This is a genomic window from Rhodococcus sp. BH4, from assembly GCF_002079265.1.
In the GTDB taxonomy this organism is placed as follows: Bacteria; Actinomycetota; Actinomycetes; order Mycobacteriales; family Mycobacteriaceae; genus Rhodococcus_F; species Rhodococcus_F qingshengii.
Window position 1 is genome coordinate 3,428,290 of the sequence record NZ_CP014941.1, and the last position, 22,820, is coordinate 3,451,109.

Sequence of the window (22,820 nt, forward strand, 5' to 3'; positions counted from 1 at the left end):
TAGTCCGAATCTTGCAGCAATATGCCGGATAATGACGTTATGAGTGCACCAGATGCCGGCAACGGCCGCAGGATAGATGAAATCGATCTGAGGATAATCAATGCGCTCCAGCTCGCACCGCGATCGAAGTGGCTTTCGTTGGCCGAACCACTCGAACTCGACGCCGCGACTCTCGCCCGTCGTTGGAATCGACTCTCCGAATCGTCGTTGGCCTGGGTCACGGTCACTCCAGGGCCACAGGTGCTGGGCAGCATCGTCACAGCGATCATCGAAATCGATTGCTCACCTGCTCTTCTCGACACCGTCGCGGCACGGCTGACTCGCTCGGCCCACGCCGTGACCATCGAAGCATCAACGGGCAGAGCAGATCTGCTCGTCACAGCCGGTACCGCGGATCTGGCGTCGATGTCGCGCTTCATCTCGGAAGACGTCGCAACGATCGACGGTGTACTGGCGACACGAACCTCGATCATCACACGCTGGTTCACCGAAGGTGGGCGATGGAGACTCAATGCGCTGGCACCGTCCGAGAAGGGTGTGCTGACCACCAGCGAAAACCGTCCTGCCGTGCGCGCTCGGCCGACCGGGATATCCGAACAGGATCGCAAGGTTCTGACGAAGCTCGCTTACGACGGGCGCACTCCCATGAAGGAGTTGGCCGACGCGATCGGTGTCAGTCCCGCTGCGTGCAAACGCCAGATCGACCGGCTCACGTCTTCGGGGTTGGTGGCGCTGCGGTGTGAATTCGCGCGGCCGCTGGCCGGCCTTCCCGTGCTCGCCACTTTGTGGTGCCGCGTCGAACCCGAGCTTCTCGATACGGCGGGACGAGTGCTGAGCCGAGCGCCGGAAGTCCGAAACTGTTTCGCGGTGGTGGGCGCCGACAACCTGGTGGTTCAGTTGTGGCTGCATTCTCCTGCAGAACTCGATGCATTCGAAACTCGTCTGCGCAAGGAGATTCCGGGTCTTTGCGTCACGGAACGATCCATCGTGCTGTATTTGCGCAAACTGCTCGGCCACGTGCTCGACCAGCAAGGGCGACGGACGGACACCGTTGCGCCAGATGTGTGGCTTTCCGATTCACCTCAGTCGAAAAGCCGATAACACGACAGAGCCCACGACCACCGGCAACGGTCGTGGGCTCTGTGATCAGTTGAGGAAATCAGCCGCGCATCTGCGCACCGACGGCCTTGGACGCCGCCTCCACTGCCGCATCACGCGCGGCACTGGCCTCGTCCTCGGTCAGCGTCCGGTCGACACCACGGAATCGCAACGCGAACGCGAGCGACTTGCGGCCTTCACCGACCTGCTCGCCCTCGAAGACGTCGAAGAGGCGAATGTCTTCGAGAAGTTCGCCGCCGCCGGAACGCAGAGCTTCCTGCACCTTGGCTGCCGGAATGTCGCGATCGACAACAACTGCCACGTCCTGGAGCACTGCGGGGAACGGCGAAATGCGCGGAGCGGGCAGATTCTCGACCAATGGCAAAGCGTCGAGATCGATTTCCAGTGCGCAGGTGCGCGCGGGCAGTCCCGCGCGCTCGAGAACAGCCGGATGCAGTTCGCCCGCATGACCGACTACGTTGCCGTCAACGACAACCTCGGCGCAACGGCCGGGATGCCACGGCAGGTACTGCGCCGCACGCAGTTCCACCTCGACGCCTGCTGCAGCTGCAATGACCCGCACGGCTGCAAAAGTGTCCGAAGCCTCGGCCTGACGGCCAGGACCCCAGGGGCCGCTCGGCTCACGCAAACCACTCAACACTGCAGCGATGTGCACGGGCTGAGCCGGCAACGACGCGATCAGGTTCGCGATCTGCTCGTCCGTCGGACGACGATCCACCGGCAATGCATCCACCGGCTTGGTGTCGGGGCCCGGCAGGACGACCTGCGCGATGCCGTACAGCGACAGATCACGCTGACCGCGAGAAGCGTTGCGAGCCAGGATCTCCAGCAGACCCGGGAGCAGCGTGGTCGCCAACTCCGGACGATCGGCTTCGAGCGGATTGAGGACCTTGCTGGTGTTGCGGCGCGGATCATCCGCGTCGAGGCCCCAGACGTCGAAGACGTTCGTCGGCAGGAAGACCGGAGGAAGGACCTCGACGTAACCGGCGTGAGCCACGGCCTTCGAGACCGTGCGCTTTCGCCGCTGCGACGGAGTCAACCCACGTCCGGCCGGAGCGGCGGGAAGCACAGACGGGATCTGCTCGAGACCTTCGAGGCGAAGAACTTCCTCGACGAGGTCCGCAGGCTGCACCAGGTCCGGACGCCACGACGGCGGCGTCGCGACCAACTGGCCGTGTCCTTCTTCGCTGACGCCGACCTCGACGTTGCAGCCAACCTGGGTGAGGCGGCGAGCTGCGGTGCCGTTGGGGTACGTGACTCCGGCGACACGGTCGGGCAGGTCGATATCCATGCGAATGGCAGCGCGAGGGGCAACATCGCCCACGTCGGTCAGGACCGGTTCGATCCGTCCGCCGGCAATCTCGACCAGCAGAGCGGCTGCGCGGTCGACGGCCGCGAGCGGAATTGCCGGATCGACGACGCGCTCGAAACGCTTGCTCGCCTCACTCGGCAGCTTGTGCCGGCGCGCCGTCTTGAAGACTGCGAGCGGATCCCAAGTAGCTCCTTCGAGGAGGATGTCCGTCGTTGCCGTTCCCACCTCGGTGGTTGCGCCGCCCATGACGGCAGCCAGCGAGATGACTCCGGAATCGTCGGCGATGACAACGTCTTCGGGATCGAGCGTGCGTTCGACGTCGTCGAGCGTCGTCAGCTTCTCCCCCGCCTTGGCGCGACGGACCACCAGGTCGCCCTGCACCGAGGTCGCATCGAACGCGTGCAGAGGCTGACCGAGTTCGAGCATCACGTAGTTGGTGACGTCGACGGCCGGCGAGATCGGGCGAACACCCGAGAGCAGAAGTCGACGCTGCAGCCACCACGGGCTCACTGCCTGCGGATCGATACCCGTGATCTTCCGCATCACGAAACGCGAAGCCTTGGACTCCGGTTCGAGGCGCACCGGCCAGGCTTCACCCTCAGCCGGGTGCGCGGGAACCGAAGCGGGATCGGCATATTCGAGATCGAAGCCGCACGCGAGCTCTCGCGTGAGACCGCGGACCGAGAAGCAGTAGCCACGGTCCGGGGTGATGTTCAGTTCGATGATCGTGTCACCGAGACCGAGCAACTCGTTGCCATCTGCGCCGGGTTCGGCGGTACCAGGCTCGAGCACCAAGATGCCCGAATGGTCTTTGCCGATACCGAGTTCCGAGACGGAGCAGATCATGCCGTCGGACACCTGGCCGTACGTCTTGCGAGTGGCGATTTCGAATCCGCCGGGCAGCACCGCGCCGGGCAACGCAACGACGACGAGGTCACCCTCGTTGAAATTGCGCGCGCCACAGACGATGCCACGGGGCTCGGGTTCGCCGACCTCGACCTGGCAGAAGCGGATCGGCTTCTTGAACTCGGTCAGTTCGGTGATGGAGACGACCTTACCGACGACCAACGGGCCGTCGATCGCCTCGAGTGTGTCGAGTTCCTCGACTTCGAGTCCCACCCGGACGAACCCGGCGTCCAGCTCTTCCGGGGTCACCTCCCAGTCCGGAGTTGCCCGCTGCAGGATCTCGGTCAGCCAGGATTGCGCTACTCGCACGTCTGCTCAGCTCTCTCGTTTGTCGATAAGTCTTTGTGAAGGTTCCGCGGACCGGATCGGTCAGCCTGCGACACCGAAGGGCAGCGTGAAACGCACGTCACCTTCGACGATGTCGCGCATGTCCGGGATACCGTTGCGGAACTGCAGGGTCCGCTCGAGGCCCATGCCGAATGCGAAACCCGAGTACTCGTCGGGATCGATACCGCTGGCGCGCAGAACGTTCGGGTTGACCATGCCGCAGCCGCCCCACTCGACCCAGCCTGCGCCGCCCTTCTTGTTCGCGAACCAGACGTCGACCTCGGCCGACGGTTCCGTGAACGGGAAGTAATTGGGGCGCATACGGGTACGCGTCTCGGGGCCGAAAAGGGCACGAGCGAACGCGTCGAGAGTCCCGCGCAGGTTGGCCATGGTCAGGCCCTTGTCGACGGCCAGGCCCTCGACCTGCGAGAAGACAGGCGTGTGCGTCGCATCGAGTTCGTCGGTGCGGAACGTGCGGCCCGGGCACACCACGTAGATCGGTACCTCACGCGAGAGCATCGTGCGGACCTGCACCGGCGAGGTGTGGGTACGAAGCACCTGGCGAGAGTTCTCGGGTGCCAGGTGGAAGGTGTCCTGCATCGTGCGGGCAGGGTGATCCGGCAAGAAGTTGAGCGCGTCGAAGTTGAAGTGCTCGGTCTCCACCTCCGGACCCTCGGCAACTTCCCAACCCATCGCGACGAATACGTCGGCGACCTGCTCGGAAATCAGGCTGATCGGGTGACGCGCCCCGACGGGGTGGCGATCGGAGGGCAGAGTGACGTCGATTGCCTCGGCAACCAACACCGCGGCGTCACGCTCGGCGAGGAGGACCTCACGACGAGCGTCGTACGCGTTGTTGATCCGAGTGCGGAAGATGTTGACGCGCTTACCGGCGTCCGCCTTTTCCTTGCCCGGAAGGCTGCCGAGACCCCGGCGCGCGAGGGCGATTGGGGACTTGTCCCCCAGGTGCTCCACCTTGACGTGCGCCAGCGCGTCCAGGTCAGCGGCGTCCGCCAGCGCCTTCTCGGCGTTCTCAGCCGCAGCGGTCAACGCCTCTTCGGTGAGTACACTCGCGTCGACCTCCGGCGGTGTCGCGCCCTCATTTTTGGCCACGGCTGTGACGCTCCTGTCGCTTCTCGGTTTACTTCTCGTACTGCGTGCTTCTTGTACTGCTTACTTCTTGTACTGCTTACTTCTTGTACTGCGAGCGAGCTTTCGAACTCGCTCGAGCATTGTCTCTGCTCTTGTATTGTCTCAGGCTTCCGCAAATGGGATTCCGTGAGGTCTTCGCGTGCGTTTTCAGCCGTGATCGGTGGCGCGATTTTGCACCCGCGCGCTTGCGTACAGGCAAATTGCCGCCGCTGTCGCGAGGTTCAAGCTTTCGGCGCGGCCATGGATCGGAATCCTGACCCGATGATCAGCCTGCGCGGCGATCGCCGGATCGAGACCGTGAGCTTCGTTACCGAACAGCCAGGCCGTCGGCTTGCTCAGCAACTCGTCGGCCTCGTCGAGATCGACCTCGCCGTCAGCTGCAGTCGCGAGAATCTGAATGCCTGCTGCGCGAATCTGCTCGATCACCGACACTGTGTCTCGATCGCGGACGACTGGCAGGTGAAACAGGCTGCCCGCCGACGAACGAACGACCTTGCCGTTGTGCGGATCGACGCTGTCGCCGGCGAGGATTGCCGCATCGGCACCCACTGCGTCGGCGATGCGAATGACGGTGCCCGCGTTACCTGGTTCGTTGACCTCGACCGGCACTGCGAGCAGGCGGGTCTCCTGATGGACGGCTGCGCTCAGCGGTACATCCAGTAGATCGCTGACGGCAACGAGACCGGGCGGCGTGACGGTATCGCTCAGAGCTTTGATTGCTCGATCGGTCACACGAGCAACACGAACTCCAGCGGTCAGCGCCCGATCGATGACGTGCTGATAGCGCTCGGCTGCGTCCTCGGTGTAGAAGAGGTCGTGTACCGGGCGGGCCTCGCCATTCGAGAGTGCACCGTTCAACAGTTCGGTGACCGAGTTCTCGCCCTCGACGAGGAAACGTCCTGCTTTGCGTCGTTCTGCTGTGCGCAGGAGCTTGACAGCAGAAACGACCCGCGGAGTCCGCTCGGTGAGCGGGTCCACGGGCCGTTGCTGTGATGCGTGAATCAGGCTGCTTCTCCGGCAGGAGCGTTCACGTCAGCCGGCAGAGCGGCCTTCGCGAGTGCGACCAGGCCGGCAAAGGCCTCGGCATCGGAGACAGCGAGCTCGGCCAGGATCTTGCGGTCGACGTCGACCTCTGCCAGACGCAGGCCCTGGATGAGGCGGTTGTACGTGATGTCGTTTGCACGAGCTGCAGCGTTGATACGCGTGATCCACAGCTTGCGGAACTCGCCCTTGCGCGCACGACGGTCGCGGTACGCGTAGGTGAGCGAGTGGAGCTGCTGCTCCTTGGCCTTGGTGTACAGACGCGAACGCTGTCCACGGTAGCCGCTGGATGCAGCAAGAATTGAACGACGCTTCTTCTGGGCGTTGACCGCCCTCTTTACGCGTGCCACTTGAAAAATCCTGTCAATCTAGGGGCTGAAAGTACGGCCCCGGGTGGTCAGTAAGGGGGCGACTCAGATGCCGAGCATGCGCTTGATGCGCGGAGCGTCGTCAGGGCTGACAACAGCGACACCGTCGAGACGACGGGTAACCCTGCTGGACTTGTGCTCGAGAAGGTGGCGACGGCCGGCCTTCTGGCGCATGAGCTTTCCGCTGCCGGACACCTTGAATCGCTTCGAGGCGCCGCTGTGGCTCTTCATCTTGGGCATGGAGTCCTCAGTTCTTGTTACGTGGTGGATCTTGGGAAATCGACTAGCTGGCCGGAGCCTCGGGAGCGGCATCGCCGGTCGTCGGTGCTTCCGGAGCTGCTTCACTGGAAGCCGGTGCGGCCGGAGCCGGACGCGGAGCAGCCTGAGCCACTGGCGCCTGAGCGCTCTCCTGCGCCTTGACACGAGTCTTGGCGCCCTTGTGCGGTGCCAGGACCATCGTCATGTTTCGGCCGTCCTGCTTTGCCGAGGTTTCGACGAATCCGAGATCTGCGACGTCTGCTCCCAGACGCTGCAGAAGGCGGTAGCCGAGTTCGGGGCGTGACTGCTCACGTCCGCGGAACATGATCGTGACCTTGACCTTGGAACCGGCTTCGAGGAAGCGAACGACGTTGCGCTTCTTGGTCTCGTAGTCGTGGTCGTCGATCTTGGGTCGGAGCTTCTGCTCCTTGATGACCGTCAGCTGCTGGTTCTTACGTGACTCACGTGCCTTCTGCGCAGCCTCGTACTTGAACTTGCCGTAGTCCATGATCTTGCAGACCGGTGGACGGGCGTCAGGAGCTACCTCGACCAGGTCGAGGTCGGCCTCAAGGGCCAAGCGGAGTGCATCTTCAACACGCACGATGCCTACCTGTTCGCCGCCAGGTCCGACCAAACGAACCTCGGGAACGCGGATACGATCGTTGATGCGGGTCTCAGTGCTGATGGGGCCTCCTAGGTTGAACGGTGCGGTCTTCATGACCGCACGCAGCCCGTACCGCCCGCACCCCAACAAAAAAGCCCCGCTGTGATGATTGCTCATCCGCGGGGCCCGATGTCGACCGATCACATAAGATCCAGCTCACGCCGAAACCTATCTCCTCGACTGAGCGAGGAACCTGACGAAGAATGATCTCCGATAACAGGTGACCGGAACCACTGAACTGCAGTTTCACCTGCCGCGCAGAGGTGGGAGTCGGACTCCACTTGCTGCCCCCGAACAAGTCGGAGGCGGTCGTTGCAACAAGAGTAACAGGTCGCCACAGATGAAAGAAATCGGTGCCGCTCCCAGTGCTGCCGGGAGAGGCCCGATTCAACACCGTCACGGCCTGATGGAATCCTTACATCCATGAGTGAGAACTTCGAGGCAGAACAGAACACCGACGGCGCGAACCCCGACGTCCGCGAACTCTCCGAAGTTCCCGCGGTCGAGGTCATCAGCCGTGCTGCAGTGATGCTGATGAGTTCAGCTGCCGAAAAACTCGGCCTCTCCGACGCCGATCCGTCTTCCAGCCCCTACCTGGACCTCGACGAAGCGCGTCGCGTCATCACGGCACTTGCCGGACTCGTGACTGCGTCGGTCGAATACCTCGGCCCTCATGCCGGACCCATCCGTGAAGGCCTCCAAGCCCTGCAGCGCGCATTCCGTGAGGCGTCCTCGCACCCGGACGAGCCAGGAAAGGGACCGGGCGAGAAGTTCACCGGTCCGGTCTACTGAGTTGGCAACCGCCAACAAGACTCAACCGACGCCCGAGGACGTCGACGCATTCATTTCACGCGTCGACGACCGCAAACGCGCCGACGCCGTGGAGCTGATCTCCCTGCTGTCGGCCGCAACCGGCGAGCCTGCTGTCATGTGGGGCTCGAGCATCATCGGATTCGGGGCACGGCACTACCGATATGCGAGTGGCCACGAAGGTGACACCCCACTGATCGGGTTCTCCCCCAGGGCCACCGCGCTCACGTTGTACTTGTCGCTGAACTTCGACGACTACACCGACACGCTCGCTCGCCTCGGCAAGCACAAAATCGGCAAGGGCTGCCTGTACGTCAAACGGCTGAGCGACGTCGATGTGACGGCCCTGACCGAACTGATCACGGATTCCGTTGCCGCAGCCCGCAACATGATCGACTGAGTCACTCACCTACGGGGAGAAACAGGCCGAGCGTCTTCGGGCGGTTGCCCGAAGACGGTCGAATCGCGTGGTGTGAAGTGATCGTTCGTCAGCGTGGCCCGACGCATTCGATCGAGTCGAAACCACCGCACCGCGTCGCGCTGGCGACACCAGCCGATAAGAAACCACTGCCCACGGTCCTGCGCCAGAATGTGCGGCTCAACTGCCCGCACCGTCTCCGCACCGTCCCCGTCCACGTAGTGCAACGACACGACGCGGCTCTGCTCGAGACCCTGCTCGACGGCTTGCCGGTTCGCGCGCGAATCCGTCAGAGCCCCGCCGTCACCGCGAATCCACACGCGGCCACCGAGCTCCGCGACCTTACGACGACTCTCCTCGTCCATCACATCGAGCAGTTTCGCCAGCGCTGCTCGCCCATCCGGCGCAAACGGAGCATCACCCATCGCCGTCAAGGCCAACGCGATCGAAACTGCTTGCGGAACAGTGAAATTCACCGGCGGTAGCGTGGCGCGACCCACGAGTCGGTAACCACCCCCGGGGCCTGAGCGCGCTTCGATCGCCGCACCCGACATCATCAGCGTCTCGATATCCCTCTTGATCGTCCGGGTGGTGACACCGAATTCCTCGGACAATCGGGAGCACGTAGTCCCTCGATCGCCCTGTCGCCGAAGTTCCTCGACGAGAGCATGCAATCTCGCAGCTCGATTCACGTTCACCAGTGTCTCAGATTCCGATACCAAACGGTGACATAATTGGTGACACTCTGTTGTCACCAACCCGGGTGCACTGTGAGTACATGAAAACTCACATCGTTCTTGTTCCCGGATTCTGGCTCGGTTCATGGGCTTGGGATGCAGTACTCCCCCACCTCGAGCGTTCCGACACCCGCGTGACCAGCCTGACACTGCCCGGGCTCGACGCCGTAGACACAGATCGATCAGCGGTCACCTTCGACGCTCACGTCCGTGCAGTCGTCGACGCCGTATCGGACTCCGACGAGCGCACGGTCTTGGTCGTACACAGCGGCGCCGGCCCGGTGGGGTACGCCGTCACCGATCGCATCCCGGATCGCGTCGCTCGGATCGTCTACGTCGACTCGGGCCCCATGCCCGACGGCGCAGCGCTGCGACCGGATCTGGCTTCCGATGTCATCGAGATTCCGCTCCCCACGTGGGCAGAGCTCGAAGCGGACGGCAGCAGCCTCGAAGGACTCGACGAGAAAGCTCTGGAGACGTTCCGCGCCAACGCGGTACCCGAACCGGCTGGGCCCGCGCGTGAGCCGATTGTCCTGATGAACGAAAAGCGCTACCAGGTGCCGTCAACCGTCGTTTGCAGCACGTTCCCCTCCGCGGTGATCGCCCAGATGGCCAACGGAGGTCATCCGATGGCCGCCGAACTGGCGAAACTCCCCGTGACGTACGTCGACCTCCCGACCGGCCATTGGCCGATGTGGTCGCGCCCCGAAGAGGTCGCCAACGTAATTCTCGAGGCCAGCACTTCCTGATCGACAAAGCAGTGATGCCGGGTCGATTCCGACCCGGCATCACTGACCGATTTCTACTTGCTCACGTTCTACTAGCTCACGGAAGCGGCTTTCTTCCGTGGCGCGGCCTTCTTTGCGGCAACTGCCTTCGTTGCACGCTTCTTGGTGATCGGCTTGGCCTTGACCGGCGCGTGCTGTGCGGTGAGAACCTCACTGAGGAACTTGCCCGTGTAGCTCTCGGGGACCGCGGCAACGTCTTCCGGAGTACCTTGCGCCACAACGGTTCCGCCGCCGGATCCACCCTCGGGCCCCATGTCGACGACCCAGTCCGACGTCTTGATCACGTCGAGATTGTGCTCGATCACGATCACGCTGTTGCCCTTGTCCACCAGACCGTTGATCACGATCAGGAGCTTGCGGATGTCCTCGAAATGCAGACCCGTGGTGGGCTCGTCGAGGATGTACACCGTGCGACCGGTGGACCGCTTCTGCAATTCGGCGGCGAGCTTGACGCGCTGCGCTTCACCACCGGACAGAGTCGGAGCCGGCTGACCCAGTCGGACATAGCCCAGGCCGACGTCGACCAGCGTCTTGAGGTACCGGTGAATTGAGGTGACCGGCTGGAAGAACTCGGCTGCTTCCTCGATAGGCATGTCGAGTACCTCGGCGATCGACTTGCCCTTGTAGTGGACCTCGAGCGTTTCGCGGTTGTACCGGGCGCCGTGGCATACCTCGCAGGGCACGTACACGTCCGGCAGGAAGTTCATCTCGATCTTCAGCGTTCCGTCGCCGGAGCACGCCTCGCAGCGTCCGCCCTTGACGTTGAACGAGAATCGGCCGGGCTGGTAACCGCGGACTTTCGCTTCCGTGGTGGCCGCGAACAGGGTTCGGATCTTGTCGAACACGCCGGTGTACGTCGCCGCGTTCGATCGTGGAGTCCGGCCGATCGGAGACTGATCGACCTGCACGAGCTTGTCCAGCTGATCGAGACCGTTGATTCGTGTGTGACGCCCAGGTACCTGGCGTGCACCGTTGAGTTTGTTCGCCATGACGGTCGCGAGGATGTCGTTGACCAACGTCGACTTGCCCGAACCGGAGACACCGGTGACAGCAGTGAGAACACCCAGCGGGAAACTCACGTCGATGCCGTCGAGATTGTGCTCGCGAGCTCCGACGACCGTGACCTGGCGTTTGCGGTCCACCGGTCGACGAATGGCCGGAACCTCGATGAAGCTACGACCTGACAGGTAGGCGCCGGTCAGAGATTCTTCACACGTCAGCAGTTCTTCGTATGGCCCGCTGTGGACGACCTTCCCGCCGTGCTCGCCGGCGTACGGTCCGATGTCGACTACCCAGTCGGACGTGCGGATCGTGTCTTCGTCGTGCTCGACGACGATCAGCGTGTTGCCGAGGTCGCGCAAGCGCGTCAGGGTTTCGATCAGTCGTCGATTGTCACGCTGATGCAGGCCGATGGACGGCTCGTCGAGTACATACAGCACGCCGACGAGTCCGGAACCGATCTGCGTTGCCAAGCGGATTCGCTGGGCCTCGCCACCGGACAACGTGCCAGCGGCACGCGAGAGGGAAAGGTATTCCAAGCCGACGTCGAGCAGGAACCCGAGTCGTGCCTGAACTTCCTTGAGGACCTGACCCGCAATCGCCTCTTCGCGCGAACCGAGAGTGAGGCTGTTCAAGAAGTCCGCGCAATCGGAGATCGACAGTTCACAGACCTCGGCGATGGACTTACTGCCGAAGTCTCCCGCCGCGATAGTTACCGACAGGATTTCCGGGCGCAGGCGAGCACCACCACACGCCGGGCACGGCGTGTCGCGCATGTACCCGTCGTACCGTTCCTTCATCTGATCCGATTCGGTCTGCTCGAGCCGGCGATGCAGGAACGGCATCACACCTTCGAACTCCGCGTAGTAAGAACGGGTACGGCCGTACCGATTCTTGTACCGGACGTGAACCTGCTCCTCGCTGCCTTCGAGGATTGCTTTACGGGCCTTCGCCGGCAACTTGTTCCACGGCGTCTTCATGTCGAAACCGAGGATGTCGCCGAGGCCGGAGAGCAACCGTCCGAAGTACTCCGAACTCTGGCCCATCGACCACGGCGCGATTGCTCCGTCTTCGAGACTCAGGTCGGGATCGGGAACCACCAGATCCGGGTCGACCTCCTTGCGGATACCGAGGCCGGTGCATTCCGGGCAGGCGCCGTAGGGCGAGTTGAAGGAGAACGAGCGCGGTTCGAGATCGTCGATCGCGAGTGCGTGGCCATTCGGGCAGGCCAGCTTCTCGGAGAAACGACGCTCACGATCAGGTGCATTTTCTTCACGGTCGACGAAGTCGAGGACCACGATGCCTTCAGCCAAGCGAAGTGCGGTCTCGACCGAGTCGGTCAGGCGCTGCTTCGAACTCGCCTTGACCTGCAATCGGTCGACCACTACTTCGATGTCGTGCTTTTCCTGCTTCTTGAGCTTCGGCGGATCCGCCAGCGAATGGACGACACCGTCGACGCGCACTCGCGAGTAGCCCTGGGTGTTGAGCTGATCGAAGAGATCGACGAACTCGCCCTTACGAGTACGGACCACTGGTGCGAGGACCTGGAACTTGATACCCTCCTCCATCTCGAGCACCTGGTCGACGATCTGCTGGGGCGTCTGACGTGCGATCTTCTCACCACACACCGGGCAGTGCGCCGAACCTGCGCGGGCATAGAGAAGTCGGAGGTAGTCGTAGACCTCGGTAATGGTGCCCACCGTCGAACGGGGGTTGCGGTTGGTCGACTTCTGGTCGATCGACACCGCAGGAGACAATCCCTCGATGAAGTCCACATCCGGCTTGTCCATCTGACCGAGGAACTGACGCGCGTATGCCGAGAGCGACTCGACGTAGCGGCGCTGACCTTCGGCGAAGATCGTGTCGAACGCGAGGCTGGACTTGCCGGAGCCGGACAACCCGGTGAAGACGATCAGGCTGTCTCGCGGGAGGTCGAGATCGACTCCTCGCAGATTGTGCTCACGCGCACCCCGCACGATCAGGCGATCCGCCACACCAATTCCCTTCATTGTCAATCGTCCGGGGCCGTCCCCCCGGAGAAGTCTCGAGTGGCCTCGCAAACGCGAGTCCTCGAGCGATCGTCATCGTAGGCCGAGCCACCGACACGTTTTTCTCACCAGGCGAGCCCATCGCTCTACCTGCCCCTATTCGAAGGTAGCCTGCGTTTCATGACGAATCAGCCCATCGTGATCGACGACTCCTACACCGGTCAGCTCTCCCCCGATTCTGCCCCTCAGCGGCGCACGGTCGAAGGCGCCGTCATCACGAAGATGTCGGTCGGCCCCATGGACAACAACACTTACCTCGTCGTCTGTTCCACGACCGGGAAATCTCTCCTGATCGATGCGGCCAACGAAGCCGAGAAGATCATCGCGCTCATCGCACAGGAAGCACCTGTTTTCGATTCCATCGTCACCACCCACCAGCACGGCGATCACTGGTTGGCCCTCGAAGACGTTCACGCCGCAACCAAGGTGCCGACCGCCGCGCACCCCCTCGACGCAGAGGTCCTTCCCGTCACCCCGGACGTACTCCTCGAAGACGGCGACAAGGTGACCGTTGGCAACTTGAGCCTCGACGTCATTCACCTGTCCGGCCACACGCCCGGCTCCATCGCGCTGGCTCTCACCGAACCGAGCGGACAGGTTCACCTCTTCACCGGCGACTCACTCTTCCCCGGCGGAGTAGGCAAGACCGCCGACCCCGAGAAGTTCACTTCTCTACTCGACGACGTGGAAAACAAGCTGTTCGGAAGGTACGACGACGCGACCGTCGTCTACCCCGGGCATGGCAAGGACACGACGCTCGGCGCCGAGCGCCCGCACCTGGCGGAGTGGCGCGAACGCGGTTGGTGACGTTTCACCTGTTCCGTACTGGACCCCGCTAACCGACTTGGCTGTCGACCTGTTCACCGTTGACTCGAAGTCGCGGAAGCCAGGTCGACAGAGTCCGGCCCAGTCCTTCGACCATCCGTTCCCCGAACACACACAGCGTGCGTTCCCACGGATGGCCGAAGGTCCCTTCCGTGAAGTCGTCCCGACTGAATATGTAGTAGTCACCGTTCGGATAGACCGGGACACGCCACTCCGCAAGCTCCTTCGCAGCAGCATGTGCCTCCGCGTCGAAGGTGTAGCCCGGATGCTGCCAATCCAGAACGACGAAGTTGGGATCGTCGTTCCAATCGGTGACAAAACAGCGCAACGCTTCGGCGTTGATCGCATCCACGCGAGCGGCCCACGCCCCGGGAGTCGCAGCTGGCGCCGCACCCAAATCGAAGACCACGGACGGGATGGGCTCGGCGATGGCGGGCCAAGATCGTGCGTCGATGCCGGGCGTGAACCCAAAGCGGTCACGAAAGACCGCCCAGTTTCTCTCGTTCTCCTCGTCCGACAGCTGTCCCCAGCCGGTGGGAAGGGTCGAGCCGAAATTCTGAGTCATCTTGGTGGTCACAACACCATCGTGCTCGAACGGTGAGCATACTGTGACACCTTCGAACACGCCGTATGCGGATACGCGGTAACGGATACTTCAGAACGGTGCGTCCGGATCAGTGGAGAAGTCATCGTCGCAGTACAGCGCGCTTCGGCGACCAGGAATCCGGCGACCGGGTCAGGCGTGCCGGGATCGCCGAACCGGACCAATTCCTTGTGAGATCGCTAGGGTGGAAAACGAACCTACATCGGGAGGCTTGAAACATGCTGGTACGTCGAATTGCTCGTCCACTGCTTTCCACGATCTTCATCGCCGGGGGAATCGATGCTTTGCGCAACCCCGCTCAGCGAGCAGCCAAAGCGTCACCGCTGATCGACAAATCCGTCGAGACGCTGCCAGGAGCAGTGACGCAGAAGGTGCCTGCTGATCCGGAAACACTCGTCAAGATCAACGCCGCCGTCCAGATCGGCGGCGGTGCCCTGCTGGCCACCGGCAAGGCGCCGCGGCTCGCGTCGTTGGTGCTCGCGGGGAGCCTGGTACCGACCACGCTTGCCGGTCACGACTTCTGGAACGAAACCGATCCGTCACTGCGAGCGATGCAGCGCACAAACTTCATCAAGAACGTCAGCTTGCTCGGCGGACTGATGATCGCCTCCGTCGACACCGAGGGCAAGCCGTCGCTCGGCTGGCGTGGCCGCCGCGCCGCGAAGAAGGCCCAGGCGTCTATCGCCGCAGCACTTCCATTGGTCGCATCGCAGACCGATCACACGAGCGATCGCGTCGAACACGCTCTGTCGGTGGCGTCCGAACGCGGTTCCGAACTTGCCGAAACCGCGAAGGCACACGGCACGGATTGGCTCGAACTTGCGAAGGAGCGCAGCTCCGAGTTCGCGGAGATCGCGAGCAAGCGAGCCGCGGAATTCGGAGAGGTCGCCAAAGAACGCGGCCCGGACATCCTGGAAGTCGCGCAGAAGCGCGGCTCCGAACTGGCCGAGACCGCACGCGAGCGCAGCGCCGAACTGGCAGAGCTGGCGAGCAAGCGCAGCTCCGAGTTCGCCGAACTCGCCCTCGAGAAGAGCAACGAGTGGGCCGAAACGGCGTCGGAGCAAACCGAGGTGCTGGGTAAGCGTGCTCGCAAGCGCGCCGAGAAGGCGCTCGAAAAGGCTCGCGCCAAGAAGGACGAATTGGCGCACTGAGTGCACCGAAAAACACGGTCAGGCCACCTTCGGGTGGCCTGACCTGTATCTATGCGGCAGTTCATCTGGGGGAACTAGACTGTCTTGGCGCTTTTGCAGCGCGTGAATTTCTCATCAAGCCTAGGAGATCCTTTGCCCGACGCGGACCCGTCACTGAACGAGCAAGAGCTCGAGCAGCAGTACGTGACGATGTTGTACTCCCGTCTCGACGATCTTCGAAAGTATGCCCAAACTCGCTTGAGCACGGTCCTCCTCGAGACCGGCGGAACCCCGCAAGCACGCAGCGAACGCGAATCCTTCAACGCCATGTACACCGAGGATCTCGCCAAGTACGACGCAGCCGAGAACGGAATGTGTTTCGGACGCATCGACTTCGACGACGAGCGACGCTACGTCGGCCGACTGGGAATCCTGGACACCGACAACGACTACGAAACGCTGCTCCTCGACTGGCGAGCTCCGATGGCACGCCCGTTCTATCTGGCGACGCCCGCGGCACCTGAGGGCGTGAAGCGGCGACGCCATATTCGCAGTCGGAGCCGCACAGTCACCGGCATCAACGACGAATACCTGGACCTCGACGCGGCCCGCGCCGCAGGCGTGGTGACCGAAGCCGGCGGCGTCGCCGGTGAGAGCGCTCTCCTGGACGCTCTGAACGCAGCGCGTACGGGTCAGATGAACGACATCGTCGAGACCATTCAGAGTGAGCAGGATGCCATCATCCGCTCCGAGCACAAGAGCGTTTTGGTCGTCCAGGGCGGTCCGGGTACCGGCAAAACCGCAGTCGCCCTTCACCGTGCCGCCTTCTTGCTCTACACCTACCGCCAGCAACTGGCCAAGGCCGGTGTTCTCATCATCGGGCCGAACGCGACGTTCCTCGACTACATCAGCCAGGTCCTTCCTTCACTCGGTGAGACCGGAGTTCTACTCTCGACGATCGGGGACCTGTACCCCGGAGTGCGTGCGACTCGTACGGATTCCCTCGCCGCCGGTGAGATCAAGGGTTCCCTCGCGATCCTCGACGTGCTCAAGAACGCCGTCCGGGATCGGCAGGAAGTTCCGTCGAAGCCGATTACCCTTCGATTCGACACGTACGACTTGAAGCTGGATCGAAAGACTGTCACGAAGGCGCGCGGGCGTGCTCGGTCGTCGCGTCGCCCACACAACCTGGCGCGCCCGATCTTCGTGGCAGCAGTCATCGAGGCGTTGGCACTGCAGATGGCCGAACTCATCGGCGGAAACCTCGTCGACGGTGGGTCACTCCTCAGTCGGGACGACATCGCCGACATTCGCGACGAGATGCGTGAGGACCCTGACATCATGTCCGCCATCGGAAAGCTGTGGCCCGAATTGTCGCCGCAGCAAATCCTCGCGGAACTGTGGACGTCGCCGGCGAGGTTGGCCAAGGCAGCGCCGCAACTCGACGACGCCCAACGCGACGAGCTTCTGCAGAGCGTCGGACCGGGTTTCAGTGCGGCCGATGCTCCCCTGCTCGACGAACTGGCCGAGATTCTCGGCGTCGACGACGCCGCCGAACGCGAACGCGCACAACGTGAATGGCGCGCGCAGATCGCCGACGCCCAGGGCGCCCTCGACATCCTCACCGGGTCTGCACCACAGGATCTCGAAGACGAGATGGATCCCGAGATCTTGATGGCGTACGACTTGATCGACGCCAGCCAACTCGCCCAACGCCACGATCAGGGCCAGCGCCAGACCACGGCAGAACGCGCTGCCGGCGACCGAACCTGGACCTACGGTCACGTGATCGTCGACGAAGCCCAAGAGCTCTCCGAAATGGCGTGGCGAATGCTGATGCGGCGCATACCGAATCGCTGGATGACGTTGGTCGGCGATACAGCTCAGACCGGTGATCCCGCGGGAACTTCGTCCTGGCAGAAGATTCTCGAGCCTTACGTCGCCAAGCGCTGGAAGCTCACCGAACTGACCGTCAACTACCGAACTCCCTCGGAGATCATGGATGTCGCGCACCGTGTGCTCGAAGAGATCGACCCGGAGCAATCCGTGCCCCGGTCGGTACGCGACAGCGGATTCGCGCCGTGGGCGCTCAAGACCACGGCCGAAGAATTGGAATCGACCGTGCGCCGTTGCATCGAGTCCGAGTCGCATCCCGGTATCACCGCAGTGATCGCCGGTTCCGAGGTCGTTGCCGATCTGGCGGGCATTGCGAGTGACACCGTAAGCGTCCTGTCCGTCAAGGACGTCAAGGGACTCGAGTTCGACACCGTGTTGATCGTCGAACCTGCCGACATTCTCGACGAGTCACCACGCGGAATGAACGACCTCTACGTCGCATTGACCCGCGCTACCCAGAGGCTCGGCATCATTCACGTCGAGTCGCTCCCCTCGGTTCTCGACGGCGTCGAAGCAGCAGAGTTGGCCTTCGATTCGTGAGCATCACGGAGTAGGTTCGTGCGTGACACCACGAATGGTGGTGTCACTCCAATTTGTGTCGACGACTGAAGGAATGACCCCTCGTGCTTGGCCTGCCCGCAAGTTCCGCCGCACCCATCCGCAAGATCGCTCGCGTGGTGATCGGCGTCGGGATGCTTGCGGCGGTGACAGCCGGTTGCTCAGAGGATGATTCGAGTTCGACGGCTGCTGCCGGCAGCGACGACATCGCTGCTGTTGCTGCCGCACCGACAGAAAAACCGGTAGACGAGGCAGATCGGCTGCGGGCGGCGCTTGCGTCTACCGGGGTCACGCCCGCCTTTTCCGACGACATGTTGCAGGCGCTCGGTGACGGCGTCTGCCAGCAGCTCGCGGCCGGAACGGATCGAGCGATGATCATCGCGAATCTGCGGGCGGTATCGCTGAACGGAGCAAGCGAACCAATGGTCACCTCCGGAAACGGCTCGGCCGCATCGACAACACCCCCCAGCGCCGATCAGCTGGCTGAAGTGTTCGTCGATGCGGCCGAGGCCGACTACTGCCGGTAGTTCAGCGAACGGTGTGCACGATCAGGACATCGGACGTCGCCTTGCGAGCGGCATCGGAAGGCACCGATCCGAGTAGACGCCCGGTCAACGTGTTCAATCCGCGATTTCCGACGACCAGCAAGTCGCCCTTCACCTCGTCGAGCAAAGCGAGAAGCGATTCGACGGGAGCGCCGACGACGGCGCGCTCGACAACATCCTTTGCCCCCTGGGCATGTGCGCGCTCACGAGCGGTGCGAAGGATCTCGTAGGTCGGAGCGGAACCGGTGACCTGGTAGGCCTCGTTACCCAACGCATCAGCGGCAGCGCTCACGTCCTTGGGATCAGCCGGGTAGTACGCACACGCGATGACGAGCTGAGCGTCCGAGCCACTGGCAATGGCGGCAGCTCTGTCGACTGCCTTCAGTGACGACTCGGAGCCATCGGTTCCTACGACAACGGTCCGGTAGGCACTCATTCATTCCTCCATGGTTACGGGACGGACGGTACGGCCGGCACCGGGCGCAACGCTGTTGCGCCCGCTCGACAACCGCTGCGCTGACATTAGCGGGATTGTGCCGCGGATAGTGTTATTTGCAGTACACGCCACAAGCCCACAGTGAATGTGATTCTTCGTCACAGACACATTTGTTCGGTGGTGACCACTCAGCGAAGTTTGCCAAAGCGGGGCCCGAACAGCGCCGCCGGAAATACTTCCTGCTCGACCAGGGCGGTACGCCACGGCGTCGCCAATTCCAGCAACCGCTTGGCACCCTCCTCACCCAGCGCATCCCACGGAGCCAAAGCGAGGTCGTCCGTCAGGTCTTCGACGACGTCACGCAAGTCCTGCCCGTCCTCGGTCAGCGCACCGGACGAACGATCCAGCAGTTCGCGGTCCTTCAAACTCTCGACGGCCTCGTCCCACTGTTCCTGCGACCATCCGCGACGAGTCTGCGCGAATTTGCGCTGAAACCCGATTCCCGTCGCGGTGTGCGTGATCAACGCGTCCAGGCCGTTCAATCCCGCGGTCTGAAGGGCCGCAATGTGGCCGTCACCGCGATACTCACGCAGCAGTGTCAGCGCGTGCCAGAAACGCAGGTGCGGCTCGGCCGGCCAGTCGAGCGACGCCCAACCCGCGTACAGAGGGCGGCCGTCCACTCCAGGAATGTTCTGGGCAGCGATCGACACGAGTTCGGCGGCCTCGGCCATGTCCGCCGATCCTGTCACGTCTGCACCGAACAGGCGGACGTACGCCGCGTCGATTGCCCGATACCGCGCGGCGACAACCTCTGTGGGCCTTGCCAATTCCCAGGCACGTGGGATGACACTGGCGATCAATTCAGGATTGAAGTTGAAGAAGGTGGCCGTGACGACAGTCGCGGGTGGAGCGCCGAGCGGAGCTGATCGCCCGGCAAAGTACACCATTCGGCCAGGCTCCAACCCGACGCCGACAAGTTCCTTCTCCGTCTCCGGGACGAAGTACGCCAAGGAATGGAGAAGTTCGAGAGTCCGCGCGGTCTTGCCTGCAGTCTGTGCATCCATACCTGAAACCGTAGCGGTCGAAAGCACGAACGCACGCGAGGCGACCTACTTGAGACCCGCGGCGTCCATTCCTCGAAGCTCCTTCTTCAAATCCGAGATTTCGTCTCGCAATCGCCCAGCCAACTCGAACTGAAGGTCGCGGGCAGCGTTCATCATCTGATCGGTGAGTTCCTTGACCAGATCTGCCAATTCGGCGCGAGGCATCGATTTGGTGTCGCGCCCCTCGTACACACCCGCACTGACCGCACGACCGGCCTCACCCTGCGCACGCCGACCACGCGTCGCATTGCGACCCGAACCACCGACGTCCACGGACGCCGCGGTGTCCTCTGCCTCCTCGTACACCTGATCGAGAATGTCCGCGATCTTCTTGCGTAGAGGTTGTGGGTCGACGCCCATCTTCTCGTTGTAGGCGACCTGCTTCTCGCGTCGTCGCTCGGTTTCCTCGATGGCCTGCGCCATGGAAGCGGTGATCTTGTCCGCATACATGTGCACTTGACCGGATACATTTCGAGCCGCTCGGCCGATCGTCTGAATGAGGCTGGTGGAGCTACGTAGGAAACCTTCTTTGTCGGCATCGAGAATCGCGACCAGCGACACCTCGGGAAGGTCGAGTCCCTCACGCAGGAGGTTGATGCCGACCAGCACGTCGTACTCCCCCAGGCGGAGCTGACGGAGCAACTCGACTCGCCGGAGCGTATCGATATCCGAGTGCAGGTAGCGGACGCGAATACCGAGTTCGAGCAGGTAATCGGTCAGATCTTCCGACATCTTCTTGGTCAACGTCGTGACCAGCACACGCTCGTCACGTTCCGCTCGCTCGCGGATTTCGTGAACGAGATCGTCGATCTGTCCCTTGGTGGGTTTGACGATGACCTCGGGATCGATCAATCCGGTCGGGCGGATCACCTGCTCGACGAACTCACCGCCGGACTGACCCAACTCGTACTTACCTGGTGTCGCCGACAAGTAGACGGTCTGACCGATCCGCTGACTGAATTCTTCCCAAGTCAGAGGGCGGTTGTCTGTTGCCGACGGTAGCCGGAATCCGAACTCGACCAGGTTTCGCTTGCGCGACATATCGCCCTCGTACATGGCGCCGATCTGAGGAACCGTCACGTGCGACTCGTCGATGACCAGAAGGAAATCTTCCGGGAAGTAGTCGATCAAGGTTGCGGGGGCAGTTCCAGGGCCACGGCCGTCGATGTGGCGCGAGTAGTTCTCGATGCCGGAGCAGAATCCGACCTGTTTGATCATCTCGAGGTCGTATTGCGTACGCATGCGCAGACGCTGAGCCTCGAGGAGCTTGCCCTTGCCTTCGAGCTCGGCGAGTCGCTCTTCGAGTTCCGCCTCGATGTCCTTGGCGGCACGCTCCATGCGTTCAGGGCCGGCGACGTAGTGCGTCGCCGGGAAGATACGAACCGTGTCGACCTGGCGAACGATGTCACCAGTCAGTGGATGGAGGTAGTACAGTGCCTCGATCTCGTCACCGAAGAATTCGATGCGGACCGCCAGCTCTTCGTACGACGGAATGATCTCGACCGTGTCGCCGCGCACGCGGAACGAACCTCGCGTGAACGCCATGTCGTTGCGGTTGTACTGAACGTCGACGAGCAGACGCAGGAACGCATCCCGCGGTACCTCCACACCGACGTCCAGCTGAATCGAGCGATCGAGGTACGACTGCGGTGTACCGAGGCCGTAGATGCACGACACCGATGCCACCACGACCACGTCCCGTCGTGACAGAAGGCTGGACGTCGCCGAGTGGCGCAGCCGCTCGACATCGTCGTTGACGGACGAATCCTTCTCGATGTAGGTGTCCGTCTGGGCGATGTACGCCTCGGGTTGGTAGTAGTCGTAGTACGAGACGAAGTACTCGACCGCGTTGTTGGGTAGCATTTCCCGAAGCTCGTTCGCGAGCTGAGCCGCCAAAGTCTTGTTCGGAGCCATCACCAGAGCCGGGCGCTGCAGCTTCTCGATCAACCACGCAGTCGTGGCCGACTTGCCGGTACCGGTCGCACCGAGGAGGACTACGTCCTTCTCCCCCTCGTTGATCCGTTTCTCCAGCTCGGCGATAGCTGCCGGCTGATCGCCTGCCGGTTCGTACGGGCTGACGACCTCGAAGCGCGCGTCTGAGCGCTCGATGTCACCAACCGGCCGAAACTCGGAATGCGCGACCACGGGATGTTCGGAAGCAAACGCCATGAAACCAGGGTAAGCGCACCTACCGACACAATGCCCGCTCGTCCGCGTTCAGCCGAAAATGCAGTTCGGCGGTAGGTTCTTCGACCATGAGCGAGGAACGTCCCCACATTCACCGGCCGAAGGTCGAAACCTTCGACATCGCAGCTCGCACCAACGTCGATCCCAAGGGCTTCGTTCGCCCGGTCGAGCACTACCGCGAAGAACCGTGGGGGTTGTACATGGCGCGCCACGCCGACCATCCCCGGTTTCACTACCTGGAGTCCTGGATCATTCCCGAACTCGGAATTCGGGCGTCGATCCTGCACTTCACCCCGGAACACATCCGAGACTGGGATTTCTATGTCGACATCGGCGACTTCATCCGCGGCGACCAGGTCTGGACGTCCGAGGACCACTACCTCGACCTGATCGTGCAGACCGGACGCAGCGTCGAATTGCTCGACGTCGACGAATTGCTCGAGGCGAACACCGCCGGGATTCTCGACCCGAAGACGTCAGAGCGTGCGATGCTGAACGCGGCCCGCGCTATCGACGGCATCGCCGCCCACGGTCACGATCTCGACGCCTGGCTCACCTCGGTGGGCATGCCGGTCACGTGGCGCTGAGT

General features: G+C 62.7%; 21 protein-coding genes. 9 read left to right on the top strand and 12 right to left on the bottom strand.

Annotated elements, in window-relative coordinates:
- Positions 1–39 precede the first annotated feature (39 nt).
- Complete coding sequence (locus tag A0W34_RS15850; RefSeq protein ID WP_081557923.1) at positions 40–1,101, top strand: Lrp/AsnC family transcriptional regulator; 1,062 nt, start codon at positions 40–42, stop codon at positions 1,099–1,101.
- Positions 1,102–1,159: 58 nt separating this feature from the next.
- Here the strand turns inward: A0W34_RS15850 and pheT are convergent, their stop codons facing one another.
- The 6 genes from pheT to infC form a co-directional block, all read right to left on the bottom strand.
- Positions 1,160–3,646, bottom strand: coding sequence for a phenylalanine--tRNA ligase subunit beta (gene pheT, locus A0W34_RS15855; RefSeq protein WP_019748615.1), 2,487 nt, complete (start codon positions 3,644–3,646; stop codon positions 1,160–1,162).
- A 60-nt stretch (positions 3,647–3,706) separates the two neighbouring features.
- The gene (pheS, locus tag A0W34_RS15860; RefSeq protein ID WP_003944109.1) at positions 3,707–4,777 is read right to left on the bottom strand and encodes a phenylalanine--tRNA ligase subunit alpha; all 1,071 of its coding nucleotides are present in this window, start codon (positions 4,775–4,777) and stop codon (positions 3,707–3,709) included.
- A 186-nt stretch (positions 4,778–4,963) separates the two neighbouring features.
- Entirely contained in the window at positions 4,964–5,794 is an 831-nt protein-coding gene (locus A0W34_RS15865; RefSeq protein WP_030536731.1) for a TrmH family RNA methyltransferase, read from the bottom strand.
- A 23-nt stretch (positions 5,795–5,817) separates the two neighbouring features.
- Positions 5,818–6,207, bottom strand: coding sequence for a 50S ribosomal protein L20 (gene rplT / locus A0W34_RS15870; RefSeq protein WP_003944011.1), 390 nt, complete (start codon positions 6,205–6,207; stop codon positions 5,818–5,820).
- A 63-nt stretch (positions 6,208–6,270) separates the two neighbouring features.
- Positions 6,271–6,465, bottom strand: coding sequence for a 50S ribosomal protein L35 (gene rpmI / locus A0W34_RS15875; RefSeq protein WP_003944043.1), 195 nt, complete (start codon positions 6,463–6,465; stop codon positions 6,271–6,273).
- A 43-nt stretch (positions 6,466–6,508) separates the two neighbouring features.
- Positions 6,509–7,201 (bottom strand): translation initiation factor IF-3, encoded by a 693-nt coding sequence (gene infC, locus A0W34_RS15880; RefSeq protein WP_075833310.1) that lies wholly within the window; start codon positions 7,199–7,201, stop codon positions 6,509–6,511.
- A 369-nt stretch (positions 7,202–7,570) separates the two neighbouring features.
- On the opposite strand from infC, the gene A0W34_RS15885 reads away from it, so the two are divergent.
- Together A0W34_RS15885 and A0W34_RS15890 are read left to right on the top strand one after the other, a co-directional pair.
- Positions 7,571–7,939 (top strand): DUF1844 domain-containing protein, encoded by a 369-nt coding sequence (locus A0W34_RS15885; protein ID WP_007736262.1) that lies wholly within the window; start codon positions 7,571–7,573, stop codon positions 7,937–7,939.
- 1 nt (position 7,940) lies between these two features.
- Positions 7,941–8,357, top strand: coding sequence for a DUF1801 domain-containing protein (locus A0W34_RS15890; protein ID WP_030536732.1), 417 nt, complete (start codon positions 7,941–7,943; stop codon positions 8,355–8,357).
- A 5-nt stretch (positions 8,358–8,362) separates the two neighbouring features.
- Here A0W34_RS15890 and A0W34_RS15895 read toward each other — a convergent pair whose 3' ends face one another.
- On the bottom strand, positions 8,363–9,073 hold the full coding sequence (locus tag A0W34_RS15895; RefSeq protein WP_047270467.1) for a helix-turn-helix transcriptional regulator: 711 nt from the start codon (positions 9,071–9,073) through the stop codon (positions 8,363–8,365).
- Between the two features lie 80 nt (positions 9,074–9,153).
- Here A0W34_RS15895 and A0W34_RS15900 point away from each other — a divergent pair, with 80 nt between their 5' ends.
- Entirely contained in the window at positions 9,154–9,861 is a 708-nt protein-coding gene (locus A0W34_RS15900) for an alpha/beta fold hydrolase (RefSeq protein WP_081557924.1), read from the top strand.
- Positions 9,862–9,932: 71 nt separating this feature from the next.
- On the opposite strand, the gene uvrA is transcribed toward A0W34_RS15900, so the two are convergent.
- Positions 9,933–12,893: an excinuclease ABC subunit UvrA gene (gene uvrA, locus A0W34_RS15905; RefSeq protein ID WP_024487477.1), complete on the bottom strand. Its 2,961-nt coding sequence runs from the start codon at positions 12,891–12,893 to the stop codon at positions 9,933–9,935.
- A 174-nt stretch (positions 12,894–13,067) separates the two neighbouring features.
- Here uvrA and A0W34_RS15910 point away from each other — a divergent pair, with 174 nt between their 5' ends.
- On the top strand, positions 13,068–13,754 hold the full coding sequence (locus A0W34_RS15910; RefSeq protein WP_058227016.1) for an MBL fold metallo-hydrolase: 687 nt from the start codon (positions 13,068–13,070) through the stop codon (positions 13,752–13,754).
- Between the two features lie 28 nt (positions 13,755–13,782).
- Here A0W34_RS15910 and A0W34_RS15915 read toward each other — a convergent pair whose 3' ends face one another.
- The gene (locus tag A0W34_RS15915; protein WP_225320039.1) at positions 13,783–14,349 is read right to left on the bottom strand and encodes a DUF2716 domain-containing protein; all 567 of its coding nucleotides are present in this window, start codon (positions 14,347–14,349) and stop codon (positions 13,783–13,785) included.
- 245 nt (positions 14,350–14,594) lie between these two features.
- Between A0W34_RS15915 and A0W34_RS15920 the strand changes: the two genes are divergently transcribed.
- From A0W34_RS15920 to A0W34_RS15930, 3 genes are all read left to right on the top strand, one after another.
- Positions 14,595–15,527, top strand: a complete 933-nt coding sequence (locus A0W34_RS15920) for a DoxX family protein (protein ID WP_081557925.1) — start codon at positions 14,595–14,597, stop codon at positions 15,525–15,527.
- A gap of 132 nt (positions 15,528–15,659) precedes the next feature.
- Entirely contained in the window at positions 15,660–17,942 is a 2,283-nt protein-coding gene (locus A0W34_RS15925) for a HelD family protein (RefSeq protein WP_007728751.1), read from the top strand.
- An 83-nt stretch (positions 17,943–18,025) separates the two neighbouring features.
- A complete protein-coding gene (locus A0W34_RS15930) occupies positions 18,026–18,487 on the top strand; it encodes a DUF732 domain-containing protein (protein WP_007728747.1) in 462 nt (153 codons plus the stop codon).
- A gap of 1 nt (position 18,488) precedes the next feature.
- Here A0W34_RS15930 and A0W34_RS15935 read toward each other — a convergent pair whose 3' ends face one another.
- The 3 genes from A0W34_RS15935 to uvrB all read right to left on the bottom strand — a co-directional run bounded on the left by A0W34_RS15935 (position 18,489) and on the right by uvrB (position 22,213).
- A complete protein-coding gene (locus A0W34_RS15935; protein ID WP_003944055.1) occupies positions 18,489–18,941 on the bottom strand; it encodes a universal stress protein in 453 nt (150 codons plus the stop codon).
- 188 nt (positions 18,942–19,129) lie between these two features.
- Positions 19,130–20,005, bottom strand: coding sequence for an SCO6745 family protein (locus A0W34_RS15940; protein WP_007728746.1), 876 nt, complete (start codon positions 20,003–20,005; stop codon positions 19,130–19,132).
- Between the two features lie 45 nt (positions 20,006–20,050).
- Positions 20,051–22,213, bottom strand: coding sequence for an excinuclease ABC subunit UvrB (gene uvrB / locus A0W34_RS15945; protein WP_007728743.1), 2,163 nt, complete (start codon positions 22,211–22,213; stop codon positions 20,051–20,053).
- An 86-nt stretch (positions 22,214–22,299) separates the two neighbouring features.
- Here uvrB and A0W34_RS15950 point away from each other — a divergent pair, with 86 nt between their 5' ends.
- The gene (locus tag A0W34_RS15950; RefSeq protein WP_054187412.1) at positions 22,300–22,818 is read left to right on the top strand and encodes a DUF402 domain-containing protein; all 519 of its coding nucleotides are present in this window, start codon (positions 22,300–22,302) and stop codon (positions 22,816–22,818) included.
- Positions 22,819–22,820 lie beyond the last annotated feature (2 nt).